Source organism: Aquabacterium sp. (assembly GCF_036279655.1).
Taxonomy (GTDB): domain Bacteria; phylum Pseudomonadota; class Gammaproteobacteria; order Burkholderiales; family Burkholderiaceae_C; genus Aquabacterium.
The window spans coordinates 24655-37544 of record NZ_DASUIT010000146.1; the positions used below are offsets into that span (position 1 = coordinate 24655).

Consider the following 12890-nt stretch of genomic DNA (forward strand, 5'->3'; position numbering starts at 1 on the left):
ACGATCCGACCACCCCTCATGAGCGACGCCAACCCGCGCACAGAACACACACTGCACTTGCCTGCGGCCCTGCACTACCCCTGGGGCCAGGCACAGCCCGAGGTCGGAGAATGGATGGAGCTCCGCCCCGGCCTTCACTGGGTGCGCATGCCCCTGCCCTTTGCGCTCAACCACATCAATCTGTGGGTGCTGGACGATCAGTTGGGTGGCCAGGACAGTTGGACCGTCGTGGACGCCGGCATCGCCATCGAACCGATCCGGCAGGCCTGGCAAACGCTCTGGCGCGGCCCCCTGGCCTCACGCCCGCTGGGCCGCATGCTGGTGACCCACATGCACCCGGATCATGTGGGCAACGCGCACTGGCTGATCGAGCAGTTCAGCGCCCCAAGCGACCCTGCCGAACTGTGGATGAGTGCGGCCGATTTTTTTGCCGCCAAGCTGGCCTGCCGCGAAACCACCGGCTACGGCGGCGAGCGTGCAGCGGCCTACTTCACGGCGCACGGCCTGCAAGATGCCGATCTGCTCGCCAAGATCCGCCAGCGTGGCGATTACTACGCCTCCATGGTGCCTGAGCTGCCCACCGCCTACCACCGCCTGCGGGAAGGGCAGGACCTGACGATCGGAGGGCAGCGCTGGCGCTGCATCGCCGGCTTCGGGCACTCCCCCGAACACATGGCGCTGTACAGCGAGGCGCTGGGTGTCCTGATCTCGGGCGACATGCTGCTGCCCAAGATCTCGACCAACATCAGTGTGATCGATGTGGAGCCTCAGGCCGATGCCCTGGGCCTGTTCCTGGCCTCCATCGCACGCTTCGAGTCGCTGCCGGCGGACACCCTGGTGCTGCCCTCGCATGGGCATCCCTTTGTCGGCATTCACTCGCGCGTGCAAGCACTGCGAGACCACCATGAGGCCCGTCTGGCGGACATCCGCGCGGTGCTGTCGCACGGCCCCACGACGGCGGCCGAGCTGCTGCCCGTGCTGTTCAACCGGGTTCTGGACCAGCACCAGACCTCGTTCGCGATGGGCGAGGCCGTGGCGCACATCAACCATCTGTGGCACCTCGGCGAGGTCCGTCGCGAACGCGATGCCCAGGGCGTGTGGCGCTTCAGCCGCGCGTGAGCGCAGCCGGTGGGCGCGATGTCCAGCCCATGCGGTGCAAGGTGACGATGGCCTCCCCCGTGGGGGACGCCACCGCATCGGCCAGGGTGTAGCGGTCCAGCACCCCGAAAAAGGCGTCCAGGGCCTGGTCCATCAGTGACTTGAGCTGACACTGGCCTCGCAAGGCACAGGGAGGTTCGGCGCAATCGATCAATTCGGTCACGTTCTCGAGCACCCGGATGACGCTCCCCAGGCGGTAGGTGCTGGCCGGATTCGACAGGGCCAGACCGCCTCCCTTGCCCCGGGTGGTGATCAACCAGCCGTGCTGGGCCATGAAGTGAACAACCTTGACCAGGTGATGGCGCGACACGGCAAAACGCTCGGCGATTTCGCTGATCGTGACTGGGGTGTCTCGATCCTGGTGACTGAGGTACATCAGGACCCTCAACCCCAGGTCGGTGAAGTGCGTCAGTTGCATGCTTGTTGGCGGAAAAAACCCATGCAGGCAGCATACGCTGCCCGCGCCGGATTTTGACCCACGGTCACGATCAAGTCGCCACACCGCCCGTGCCAAAGGCCTCGACGTGGATGCGATCGGCCGACACCCCCAGAGCGGACAACTGCCTGATCTGAGCCTGCATGAAGGGAATCGGCCCACACAGGTAATAGTCGGCATCGGGCAGCACAACGGTGTCCTGCAAGGCCGCCAGATCGATGCGGCCCGGGCGATCAAACCCCGCGCCGATCCTGTCCTCCGGGCGAGGATGCTCGTAGTGCACCACGCTACGCAGTTGAGGATACTCCAGCGCCAGATGCGCCACATGCGACTGGAAGGCATGCACACCGCCATGTCGGCAGGCATGGATGAAGCGAATCTGACGCGACGAGCCCTGCTGCAGCAGGTGGTCGAGCATGGCCATCATGGGTGTCACGCCCACCCCGCCACTGATCAGCACAACCGGGCCGCTGCGGTCCTCGTGCAGGAAGAAGTCGCCCATGGGCGGCGCCAGATCGATCACATCGCCTGCCACGACCTGATCGTGCAGGACATTGGAGACCCAGCCCGCCGGCGTCTGCTCGCCACCGTCTTCGCGTTTGACGGAAATGCGCAGGGTCTTGCCGCCCGGAGGTGCCGAGAGACTGTACTGACGGGGCTGCACCATGCCCAAGGCTGGCACGAACACCCGCACGGACACGTACTGCCCGGGCCGGAAATCTGGCACCGTGCCGCCATCGGCAGGCTGCAGAAGCAGAGACACGATCTCCTCGCTCTCCAGGCGCTTGCGCAGGACCTGGAAGCCACGCCATCCGCTCCAGCCTCCGGGCCGGGACGCTGCCTCGGCATACAGCCCGCACTCTTGCCCGATCAACGCATCGGCCAGTTGGCCGTAGGCCGCAGCCCAGGCGGTGATCAACTCGTCGGTCGCGGCATCCCCCAGCACTTCGCGGATGGAGGCCAGCAGGTGCTGGCCCACGATGGGGTAGTGTTCCGCGCGGATGCCCAGGCTGGCGTGCTTGTGCGCAATGCGGGTCAGCACCGGCGCGAGCACCGAAGGATCGTCAATGTGCTCGGCATACGCAGCCACGGCCATGGCCAGCGCCTGCTGCTGGCTGCCAGTGCGCTGGTGGCCCTGGTTGAAGATGGGCTTGAGCTCGGGGTTGTGCTCGAACATGCGTGCATAGAAATGCCGCGTGAGGGCCACACCGTGTTTCTGGAGCACGGGGGCCGTGGCCTTGACAAGTTGACGGGTCGACAGATTCAACATGCACTTTCCTTTTGATGTATTTTTAATACATCTTAATGATCAAAAAAAGGGAGCACCCGCACTCCGCGCGAATGCACCTCTCACTGCGCGGCTTGCCGTGCCCGATCATCATAAGATGTTTTAAAAATACATCAAATGCAAAGGTTTCAGTTCGGGTCTTCGATGCGGTGCAAGGCACGAACGAAATCCGACTGGGTGATGATGCCTGCCAGGCGCCGGTCTTCATCGATGACCGGAATGTGATGGTGCCCCGATTCGGTGAAAAGCGGCATCAGCTCGATGGCATGCCGATCCTGGCTAACCACCCGCACCTGCCGCGTCATGATCTGGCCCACCACCTCAGGCTTGTCTGACGTGCTCAAGCCATCGGGTCGAATGAACTCGCGCAGCCTGTGGGCCATGCCTGGCGCCTGATCGATGCGTGCCTCCCGCATGAAATCCGCCAGGGTGATGATGCCCACAATGCGCCTGGACTGATCGATCACGGGCAGGGCCTTGATCTGATGAGAACGCATCAAGTGCCAGGCCTCCTGCAGACTGGATCCGAACTGCACGGCCAGCACCTGGCGAGACATCACGTCCTTGCACCGGATCTCGCCCATGCGTCGACGGTAGCTCTCCAGTTCGGCCGCCTGCAGGATGTTCTCCAGATCATCCCGGCTCACGTCCAGCACCTGGTTATAGCGGGCCAGCACGGCATCGAGGTCGGCCGACTTGAAACGCGCCCCGACGCCACTCTCCTGGCTGCGGGCGGGCGCGAGCTGGGTGTGAGGGTAGCGCCGCCCCGTGGCCGCGTTGTAGGCCACACCGGCCAGCACCAGCACCACAGAGTCAACCATCGCGGCCCCAATGGCAAAGTGCCCATGTGCCGCGTGGGCCAGCACCACCGACAAGGCCATGGCCCCACCCGGTGGGTGCAGGCAGCGCATCGCCAGCATCACGGCAATGGCCAAGGCCACCGCCACCGCGCCGGCCAGCGTGGGATCGGGCAGCAGCATCGAACACAGCACCCCCACCAGAGCCGACACGCTGTTGCCCCCCACAACGGACCAGGGCTGCGCCAGAGGGCTGGCCGGCGCGGCGAACACCAGCACGGCACTGGCCCCCAGAGGCGCCACCAGCCAGGTGCCTGTCAGAGACATGCCCAGCAGCCACTGCCCGGTCCACGCCGTCAGCAGCAGCCCCAGCAAGGCACCGACCACCGCACGCCAGCGTTCTTGAGCATCCACCATGACCGGCGCAGGCACAAAGGCGCCAAACCATGCGCGCGTGCCTTGTGCAACATCACGCCACTCGAGGCCGTCCATGCGAGGAAGGCGCCAGACCGTACGCTTGCTCATCGGGTGATCTGCTCCTGAACTGAGTCCACTTGAGGCCGCGGTCACACGGCATAAGATGCAAACAGGATGCATCTTACATTCAAGCTCAGTCCGGGATGATGGCGTGCCGAAGTTGTTCGCGAGCGTGGTCGTATTCAGGCAGCACCGACGCCACCACGCCCCAGAAGCGAGGGCTGTGGTTCATCTCGCGCAGGTGGGCGAGTTCATGGGCCACCACATAGTCGACGATGGCGGGGCTGAAGTGGATCAGGCGCCAATGCAGACGGATGGAGCCATCCACACTGGCACTGCCCCAGCGTGTGCGCGCCGACGACAGACGGATGCGTGAGACCGTCACCCCCAGTTGTTGCGCGAAATGCTTCACGCGCTGCTCGAAGACCTCCAGCGCATGGCGTTGCAACCAGGCCGTCACCGTGTCACGGATCTGCTCGGCCGTGGCGTGCTGGGGCAGCCCCACATGCAGGGTCTTGCGGGCCACCCCTGGCAGGGCCTGGCCGTCCTCGTTCAGACGGGCGCCCTGCACCCGGCCATCGAGCACCAGAATGGCGGGCTCGCCCAGCACGGGGACACTCGCGCCCTCGCGCCAGTCGATGCGCGCGGCCTCCTGTCGGCGCTCGCGCACCTTGTGATCGGCCAATTTGCTGCAGATCCAGCGGCCCTTGCTCTGCAAGGCCTGCTCGATCTCCCCCCAGCCCGCCCACCGGGGCGCACGCACGCTCAGCCCCTCTGGGCTTACCACCATGCCGATGCTGCGGCGGCGCACCCGCTTGAGCTCGAAGCCGACCAGGGCGTCGCCCAGCCGGATCTCGTGCTGTGCCAGTGGATGGCGGAACACCGCCAGGCCACTGGCTGTCTGCTGCAGCTCGCCACTTGGCAGGTCGCTCAGGGGGCGGGTCAGCAGGATTCGGCGGTCACTCATATCAGGAACATCAGGGCGGCCAGGGGGGGCCGCAGGGGGTACTGTCGGGGCCACACCCTGGCCCGGGGTTTCGCCAACCGGCACATCGTCATCCCACCACGGCAGGCTCATCTGACCCGCCGTCACGGGGCTCATGAGAGCTCACCCATGTGGGTGGTCACGGGGCTGTCCTCGCCGTGGGCATGGCGATCCCGCAAAATCAGGAAGTCTGCAAAAGCAGACAGGTCCGGATGGATGGTCAGATCGGGCACCTGACGACGCAGCTCGACCAGTTCCGCCTCGCTCATCGTGGCGGCCTGGCCGGTGCGCACCAGATGCGGCTCGCAGCCCACGGATTGGGCCGCCAGCACATCCCGAGGGAGATCACCCACCATGGGCACGGACGCCAGGTCCACGCCAAAACGCTCGCCGATCATGCGGAACAGGCCAGGCAGTGGCTTGCGGCAGGTGCACTGATCTTCAGGCGTATGCGGACAGAAGAACACGGCATCGACCCGCCCACCATGGCGCGCCAGCATCTGATGCATCTTGGCGTGCATGGCATTGAGCGCGGCCATGTCGAACAGTCCCCGCCCGATGCCCGACTGGTTGGTCGCAACGACCACATGCCAGCCAGCATGGTTCAGGCGGGCAATGGCCTCGACGGCCCCCGGCAGGGGCACCCACTCGTCGGCCGACTTGATGTAGTCGTCACGCTCGTGGTTGATGGTGCCGTCGCGATCGAGGATGACCAGCTTCATGGACGAAAGTATGACGCACTCCTCGTGTCAGCGCAGCCCCGATCAGGCCGCCAGACGGGACAGATCGGCCACGCGGTTCATGGCCGCATGCAGCAGGGCCAGCAGCCCCTGACGGTTGGCCTTCAGAGCCGCATCGTCCGCATTGACCATGACACTGTCGAAGAAGGCATCCACCGGCGCCTTGAGCACGGCCAGGGCCTGCAGGGAGGCGGTGTAGTCGCCCGCCTCGAACGCCGCCGTGGCCACGGGAGCGGCCTGTTGCAGTGCCGCGTGCAGGGCGCCCTCGGCAGGCTCCTTGAACAAGGCGGGATCGACCTGGGCCAGCACCTCGCCGTCGATCTTCTTGAGGATGTTGCCCACGCGCTTGTTGGCCGCGGCCAGCGACGCGGCCTCGGGCAAGGCCGCAAAGGCGCGCACGGCCGCCAGACGACGCGGCACATCACCCAGACGGGCGGGCTGCAGCGCCAGCACGGCATCGACCTCCTGGGCGCTGTAGCCCTGCTCGCGCAGGGACACAGCCAGGCGGTCATAGAAGAAGTCCTGAAGCGCCAGACTGGGGTCATGGATCAGCTCGCCAAACACCGGCACGACGGCCGAGATCAGGGCGGGCAGCTCCAGCGACAGGTTCTTCTCGATCAGGATGCGGATCACGCCCAGGGCGTGACGGCGCAAGGCAAAGGGGTCCTTGTCGCCCGTGGGCAACTGACCGATGCCGAACAGACCCACCAAGGTTTCAAGCTTGTCGGCCAGGGCCACCACGGTACCGGTGTGGTTACGCGGCAGCGCATCGCCCGCAAAACGCGGCTTGTAGTGGTCCTCGATGGCGATCGCCACACCGTCGCGCAGGCCTTCGTGGCGAGCGTAGTAGCCCCCCATGATGCCCTGCAGCTCCGGGAATTCGCCAACCATGTCGGTCAGCAGATCGGTCTTGGCCAGGCTGGCGGCCTGCTGCACCTTGCTGTCCAGCACATCCAGCTCGTCCTTGGCCAGCACCGTGTAGGGGTAGACGGCCATGCGCAACTGCTTGACGATCTCATGGCCAATGGCGCGCACACGCTCGGCACGGTCACCCTGGGTGCCCAGTTTGCCGTGATAGACCACGCGGGCCAGACCGCCCACGCGAGACTCCAGGGTCTTCTTGCGGTCCTGGTCGAAGAAGAACTTGGCGTCCGCCAGACGGGGGCGCACCACACGCTCATTGCCACCGATCACGGCACTGGCATCCTCAGGGCTGATGTTGCTGACGATCAGGAACTGGTTGGTCAGCTTGCCCGAGGCATCGAGCAAGGGAAAATACTTCTGATTGGCCTTCATCGTGAGGATCAGGCACTCCTGAGGCACTTCCAGGAAGGCCTCCTCGAAGCGGCCGATCAGCACATTGGGACGCTCCACCAGAGCGGTCACCTCGTCCAGCAGGGCATCGTCCTCGATGGGCTTGAGGTTCGATCCAGCTTTGGCCGCAGCCGCATCAAGCTGGCGCACGATCTCGGCGCGGCGCTCGGCGAAGCTGGCGATGACCGCGCCATCACGACGGAGCTGGTCGGCATAGGTGTCTGCCGTCAGCACGATCACGGGGCTGACGCGGGCCTCGAAACGGTGGCCATGGGTGGTGCGGCCGGCCTTCAGACCCAGCGCCGACACGGGCACCTCCTGGTCGCCATGGAGCGCCACCAGCCCGTGGGCGGGGCGCACGAAGTTCACGCTGGTCCAGCCCGGCTGGAAGTCGGCGCCATCGCCCTGCTCCAACTGGTAGGTCATGACCTTGGGGATGGGCAGCTTGGCAATGGCCTCGTCCAGGGCCTTTTGCAGGCCCGCGGCCAGGGTGGCGCCTTCCCGGATGCTGTCGAAGAACAAGGCTTCGGCCTTGCCATCAGGCGCGCGCTTGAGTGTGGGCACCACCTCGGGGCCTGCGCCCAGTGCCGCCAGCTTCTTGAGCAAGGCAGGTGTGGCTTGGCCCGAAGCATCCAGACCCACGGACACCGGCATCAGCTTTTGCTGCACGGCCTGGTCAGCCGCCTGACGGGCGACGTCGGCCACATGCACGGCCAGGCGACGAGGGGATGCAAACGAGGTCACGGCGGCATCCTGGGCCACCAGGCCCTGGGCCTTGAGGCTGTCGGACAGCACGCCCGCAAAGGCCTCACCCAGCTTCTTGAGCGCCTTGGGCGGCAGCTCTTCAACAAACAGTTCAACCAGCAGATTGGCGGTGCTCATGCTCAGGCAGCCTTCTTGTTTTGGAGTTGTTCGATCACTTCGTCAGCCCAGGCCTTGGGCGCCATGGGGAAACCCAGGCGGGCGCGGCTGTCGAGGTAGGCGGCCGCCACGGCACGCGCCAGGTTGCGGATGCGGCCGATGTAGGCAGCCCGCTCGGTGACCGAGATGGCACCCCGCGCGTCCAGCAGGTTGAAGGTGTGCGCCGCCTTGAGCACCTGCTCATAGGCGGGCAAGGCCAGTTGCTGCTCCATCAGGTACTTGGCCTGGGTCTCGTAATTGGTGAAGGCATCCAGCAGGAACTCGACGTTGCTGTGCTCAAAGTTGTAGGTGGACTGTTCGACCTCGTTCTGGTGGAACACATCGCCATACTTGACGCCAGGCGCGTAGACCAGGTCGTAGACGCTCTCGACGCCCTGCAGGTACATGGCCAGACGCTCCAGGCCATAGGTGATCTCGCCGGTGATGGGCTTGCAATCGATGCCGCCGACCTGCTGGAAGTAGGTGAACTGGGTCACCTCCATGCCATTGAGCCAGACCTCCCAGCCCAGGCCCCAGGCGCCCAGGGTGGGGTTCTCCCAGTCGTCCTCGACGAAGCGGATGTCATTCTTCTTGAGGTCAAAGCCCAGCGCTTCGAGCGAGCCCAGGTAGAGCTCCAGGATGTTGGCCGGCGCGGGCTTGAGCACCACCTGGTACTGGTAGTAGTGCTGCAGGCGGTTGGGGTTCTCGCCATAGCGGCCATCCTTGGGACGACGGCTGGGCTGCACGTAGGCGGCCTTCCAGGGCTCGGGGCCCAGGGCGCGCAGGAAGGTCGCAGTGTGGCTGGTGCCGGCACCCACTTCCATGTCATAGGGTTGCAGCAGGGCACAGCCTTGGGCATCCCAGTAGCTTTGCAGACGCAGGATCAGTTGCTGGAAAGTCAGCATGTCAATCGCCTTGGATTTGAATTCAAACGCCCACGCGCCAGGATGCCGTGGGCAAAACAGTTCATTTTACGGGCCCTGGACGCCAAACACGCAGCGCCAGCACCATCCCCACCGCCAGACCGATCAGCGGCCACAGCCCCCAGGCCCCCGCCCAGCGCGCAAAAGGCGTCAGACCGGTGGTGCCTTGCACCGAGGCATGCAGCGCGCCACGGGTATTGAACGGCAGGCTGGCCGTGACCTGCCCCCGATGATCGATCACCACCGTGGCCCCGGTGTTGGTCGCTCGGATCGTCGGCCGCTGGAACTCCAGCGAGCGCAGCCGGGCGATCTGCAGATGTTGGGCCATGGCCACGTGCTCGCCGAACCAAGCCAGGTTGCTGACATTGGCCAGCACGGTAGGCACCGGGGTCTGACCGGGCTGGAAGCGCGCGGCCAACTCCTCGCCAAACAGATCTTCATAACAGATGTTGGGTGCCACCCACTGCCCTGCCACCGGGAAGGACGGCGCCTGGCGCGGCCCCCGGCTGAAGTCCCCCAGGGGCATGTTCATCATGTTGACAAACCAGCGAAAGCCCCAGGGAATGAACTCGCCAAAGGGCACCAGGTGGACCTTGTTGTAGCGGTAGATGCCTCCTGGCGCATCGCGGGTGGCCGACGAGACCCCGGCCACCGAATTGGTGTAACCCTGCTCCATGCTGCCCAGGGGCAAGCCGATCAGCGCGGCCGTGGGCCCTTGCTGGAAATGCGCGAGCAAACCATCCCAGTAACCCATCGGCAGATCGGCCGGCAGCAGGGGAATGGCGGTTTCAGGCGCGACGACCAGATCGCCCCGAGCCGCCGCCAGTTGCTCGGCATGCCAGGCCAGATTGGCCAACTGGTGCTCAGGCACGAACTTTTCGTCCTGTGGAACGGCGCCTTGCAGCAAGGTCACCTGCAGGGGCCGCCCATGGGGCGACACAAACGAGGTGTTCACGGCGGCCAAGCCCACCGTGACCGCTACCAGCAACGCCGAAGCCGGCCACACCCCACGGCGCAGACAGGCCGCCAGCACCACCGCCGCCACCCCCGTGACCATGACCTGCCCCATGCCATAGACCCCCACCCAGGGCGCCAGGCTGGCCCAAGGCGAGTCCACCAATGCGTAACCACTGGCCGCCCACGGGAAACCCGTGAAGATCAAGGCTCGGGCGACCTCGGCCAGCAACCACAAAGCACCCCACATCAGGGCATCGCCCCCCCAGCGACGGCAACGCCAGCGCGCCCAGCACCAGGCCGCCAAGGCCAGATAGATGGACAAGGCCATGCACAACAAGCCCACGGCCAAGGCGGACAACCAGGCGGGCAGCCCACCATAGCGGTGCAGGCTCACGAACATCCAGCCCGTGCCGCCCAGCAGCCAGGCACTGCCGAAGGCCCAGCCCACCCAGGCCGCCACTGCGGGCCGGGGCGCGGCATGCAGCAGGCCCACCAGCAGGGCCACCGCCAAGGTCTGTGCCAGAGCTGGCCACCACGCGCCTGCGGCGGACAGGGCTGGGGCAAAGGCCAGCGCCTGCACCCCACCTGCCAGCAGCCCACCGAGGATCCAGCGTGCTGTCGGCGCGACCGAGCCACCCATGCCACCCGAGCGGCCGAAAGAAGATGACATCCGCCTCAGCCTTCCGTGTGGTCGGCCGTTGTCAGGCGAGTGACCTTGAACCAGCGCACCGAGCCGCCGCGGGCCAGCATCACCGCAAAACGCAGGCCGGCGATCTCGACCACCTCGCCTCGCCGAGGCACCCGGCCCAGTTCATGGGCCACCAAGCCCCCAATGGTGTCGAAATCATCGACGGGCAACTGGACTCCGAAGGCCGCATTGACATCGACCACATCGGCATCACCTGCCACACGCTGGCTACCATCGGCCAGCGTGAAAATGGCGCTGCCGGCGTCGTCATGATCGAATTCGTCCTCGATCTCGCCCACGATTTCCTCCAGCACATCCTCGATGGTGATCAGCCCGGCGGTCTTGCCGAACTCGTCGATCACAATGGCCAGATGGCTGCGATTGGCCCGAAAATCGTGCAGCAACTCGTTGAGCCCCTTGGATTCCGGCACGAACATGGGCGGACGCAGCAACGTGCGCAGGTTCAGTTCAGGCGCGCGCTGCAGCTTGAGCAGGTCCTTGGCCAGCAGCACCCCGATGATGTTGTCCCGCGTTTCCTCAAACACCGGGAAGCGCGAGTGTCCCGTGGCGATCACGAAGGCCAGCACCTCGTCATAGGGTGACTCGATGTCCAGCATGTCCATGCGGCGCGTGGCCACCATCACATCGCCCGCCGTCATGCCGGCCATGCGGATCACACCCTCCAGCATCACACGGGACTGCGGCTCGATCAGTTCACGCTGCTCGGCGTCGGCCAACGACTCGATCAGCTCATCGGTGGAATCAGGCCCCGGGCGGATGAACTCCACAAGGCGCTCGAACAGGCTGCGGCGGTCACGGGCCGCAGAGGCAGCGTGAGCGCGGTCGGCGCGGGGCGCCCGACTATGGGAAGGTTCAGACACGGCGGGGGTGTCGTAGTTGAGATACAGCAAGAATAGCGCAAGCGCTGTGGCTGCAGGGATGCACCTTGAGGGCTACACTTGTGCTATGAGCTTGATTCCTGTCACCATCCTTACCGGCTTTCTGGGCAGCGGCAAAACCACGCTGCTCAAGCGCATCCTGACCGAAGCACACGGCCAGAAGATCGCCGTCATCGAAAACGAATTCGGTGAAGAAAACATCGACAACGACATCCTGGTGGCCGACACCCAGGAGCAGATCATCCAGATGAACAACGGCTGCGTGTGCTGCACCATCCGTGAAGATCTGCGCTCCACCCTGACCGACCTGGCCCTCAAACGCCACAACGGCGAGTTGAGCTTCGACCGCGTCGTCATCGAGACCACGGGTCTGGCCGACCCCGGCCCCGTGGCCCAGACCTTTTTCATGGACGACGACATCGCTGACCAGTATCTGCTGGATGCCATCGTCACCCTGGTCGATGCCAAGCATGGCGACACCCAGCTCGACACCCGCCAGGAAGCGCGTCGCCAGGTGGGTTTTGCCGACCAGATCTTCATGAGCAAGTCCGATCTGGTCACTCAGGATGAGGCCGACGCCCTGGCGCACCGCATCAAGCACATGAACCCCCGCGCCCCGCAGCGCCGGGTCAATTTCGGCGATGTCGCCATCAGCGAGGTCTTCGATCTGCGCGGCTTCAACCTGAACGCCAAGCTAGACATTGACCCGGACTTCCTCAAGGACGACAAGCACGATCACCACCACGGACACGGCCACGACCACGACTGCGGTCATGACCACGCCCATGGCGAGCACTGCGATCACCCGCACCACCATGCGCACGACGATGACGTGAAGTCCTTCGTGTTCAAGGCCCAGCGGCCATTCAGCCCCACCAAGCTCGAAGACTTCCTGGGCTCGGTGGTGCAGATCTACGGCCCGCGCATGCTGCGCTACAAGGGCGTGCTGAACGTGCAGGGCATGGACCGCAAGGTGGTCTTCCAGGGTGTGCACCAGATCATGGGCAGCGATGTCGGCCCCAAATGGGCCCCCGGTGAAGACAAGACCAGCAAGATGGTTTTCATCGGCATCGACCTGCCACAGGACCTGCTCAGGGCAGGTCTGGAGGGATGCCTCGTGTAAGTGTGGCTACAATGCCGCGCGCTCTGACAAGAGCGAAGAGGCGATGGAGCAGTATCAGGCCACGCGTCACCGAGTGAACATCTTTTGTAGATGGATCGAGTTTTCCGGGAAGGAGAATCCTGTGACCAAGACCACAGCCAAGTCAGCCGACAAGGGCAGTTCCAAGTCGGCGACCGCCAAGACAGCATCCACCAAGGCCCCCAAG

11 protein-coding genes are annotated in these 12890 nt (G+C 65.1%); 2 read left to right on the top strand and 9 right to left on the bottom strand.

The features are described 5' to 3' along the window. Positions 1–18: 18 nt before the first annotated feature. The gene (locus tag VFW84_RS15515; RefSeq protein ID WP_329681368.1) at positions 19–1119 is read left to right on the top strand and encodes an MBL fold metallo-hydrolase; all 1101 of its coding nucleotides are present in this window, start codon (positions 19–21) and stop codon (positions 1117–1119) included. Here VFW84_RS15515 and VFW84_RS15520 read toward each other — a convergent pair. The 9 genes from VFW84_RS15520 to VFW84_RS15560 all read right to left on the bottom strand — a co-directional run bounded on the left by VFW84_RS15520 (position 1106) and on the right by VFW84_RS15560 (position 11544). Next, positions 1106–1576 carry an Rrf2 family transcriptional regulator gene (locus VFW84_RS15520; protein WP_329681369.1) on the bottom strand — a complete coding sequence of 157 codons (471 nt, stop codon included), beginning with the start codon at positions 1574–1576 and terminating at the stop codon, positions 1106–1108. The two genes, VFW84_RS15515 and VFW84_RS15520, sit on opposite strands and share 14 nt — an antisense overlap. 70 nt (positions 1577–1646) lie before the next feature. Beyond that, positions 1647–2864: an NO-inducible flavohemoprotein gene (gene hmpA / locus VFW84_RS15525; protein WP_329681370.1), complete on the bottom strand. Its 1218-nt coding sequence runs from the start codon at positions 2862–2864 to the stop codon at positions 1647–1649. A gap of 146 nt (positions 2865–3010) precedes the next feature. Further along, the gene (locus VFW84_RS15530; RefSeq protein ID WP_414639015.1) at positions 3011–4171 is read right to left on the bottom strand and encodes an HPP family protein; all 1161 of its coding nucleotides are present in this window, start codon (positions 4169–4171) and stop codon (positions 3011–3013) included. A gap of 118 nt (positions 4172–4289) precedes the next feature. Then, positions 4290–5123, bottom strand: a complete 834-nt coding sequence (locus tag VFW84_RS15535; RefSeq protein WP_329681371.1) for a SprT family zinc-dependent metalloprotease — start codon at positions 5121–5123, stop codon at positions 4290–4292. 131 nt (positions 5124–5254) lie between these two features. Further along, entirely contained in the window at positions 5255–5863 is a 609-nt protein-coding gene (gene gmhB, locus VFW84_RS15540; RefSeq protein ID WP_329681372.1) for a D-glycero-beta-D-manno-heptose 1,7-bisphosphate 7-phosphatase, read from the bottom strand. Positions 5864–5905: 42 nt separating this feature from the next. Next, positions 5906–8077, bottom strand: coding sequence for a glycine--tRNA ligase subunit beta (gene glyS, locus VFW84_RS15545; RefSeq protein WP_329681373.1), 2172 nt, complete (start codon positions 8075–8077; stop codon positions 5906–5908). 2 nt (positions 8078–8079) lie between these two features. Beyond that, on the bottom strand, positions 8080–9000 hold the full coding sequence (gene glyQ, locus VFW84_RS15550) for a glycine--tRNA ligase subunit alpha (protein ID WP_329681374.1): 921 nt from the start codon (positions 8998–9000) through the stop codon (positions 8080–8082). Positions 9001–9061: 61 nt separating this feature from the next. Further along, positions 9062–10645 (bottom strand): apolipoprotein N-acyltransferase, encoded by a 1584-nt coding sequence (lnt, locus tag VFW84_RS15555; RefSeq protein ID WP_329681375.1) that lies wholly within the window; start codon positions 10643–10645, stop codon positions 9062–9064. Positions 10646–10650: 5 nt separating this feature from the next. Further along, positions 10651–11544: an HlyC/CorC family transporter gene (locus tag VFW84_RS15560; RefSeq protein ID WP_414639013.1), complete on the bottom strand. Its 894-nt coding sequence runs from the start codon at positions 11542–11544 to the stop codon at positions 10651–10653. An 85-nt stretch (positions 11545–11629) separates the two neighbouring features. On the opposite strand from VFW84_RS15560, the gene VFW84_RS15565 reads away from it, so the two are divergent. Further along, positions 11630–12685, top strand: coding sequence for a GTP-binding protein (locus VFW84_RS15565; protein ID WP_329681376.1), 1056 nt, complete (start codon positions 11630–11632; stop codon positions 12683–12685). Positions 12686–12890: the final 205 nt, after the last annotated feature.

What these genes read in the sequence shown, in the direction of transcription:
- VFW84_RS15515 (WP_329681368.1), top strand. Translation starts at nt 19, where the DNA reads ATGAGCGACGCCAACCCGCGCACAGAACACACACTGCACTTGCCTGCG.
- VFW84_RS15520 (WP_329681369.1), bottom strand. Translation starts at nt 1,576, where the DNA reads ATGCAACTGACGCACTTCACCGACCTGGGGTTGAGGGTCCTGATGTAC.
- hmpA (WP_329681370.1), bottom strand. Translation starts at nt 2,864, where the DNA reads ATGTTGAATCTGTCGACCCGTCAACTTGTCAAGGCCACGGCCCCCGTG.
- VFW84_RS15530 (WP_414639015.1), bottom strand. Translation starts at nt 4,171, where the DNA reads ATGGACGGCCTCGAGTGGCGTGATGTTGCACAAGGCACGCGCGCATGG.
- VFW84_RS15535 (WP_329681371.1), bottom strand. Translation starts at nt 5,123, where the DNA reads ATGAGTGACCGCCGAATCCTGCTGACCCGCCCCCTGAGCGACCTGCCA.
- gmhB (WP_329681372.1), bottom strand. Translation starts at nt 5,863, where the DNA reads ATGAAGCTGGTCATCCTCGATCGCGACGGCACCATCAACCACGAGCGT.
- glyS (WP_329681373.1), bottom strand. Translation starts at nt 8,077, where the DNA reads ATGAGCACCGCCAATCTGCTGGTTGAACTGTTTGTTGAAGAGCTGCCG.
- glyQ (WP_329681374.1), bottom strand. Translation starts at nt 9,000, where the DNA reads ATGCTGACTTTCCAGCAACTGATCCTGCGTCTGCAAAGCTACTGGGAT.
- lnt (WP_329681375.1), bottom strand. Translation starts at nt 10,645, where the DNA reads ATGTCATCTTCTTTCGGCCGCTCGGGTGGCATGGGTGGCTCGGTCGCG.
- VFW84_RS15565 (WP_329681376.1), top strand. Translation starts at nt 11,630, where the DNA reads ATGAGCTTGATTCCTGTCACCATCCTTACCGGCTTTCTGGGCAGCGGC.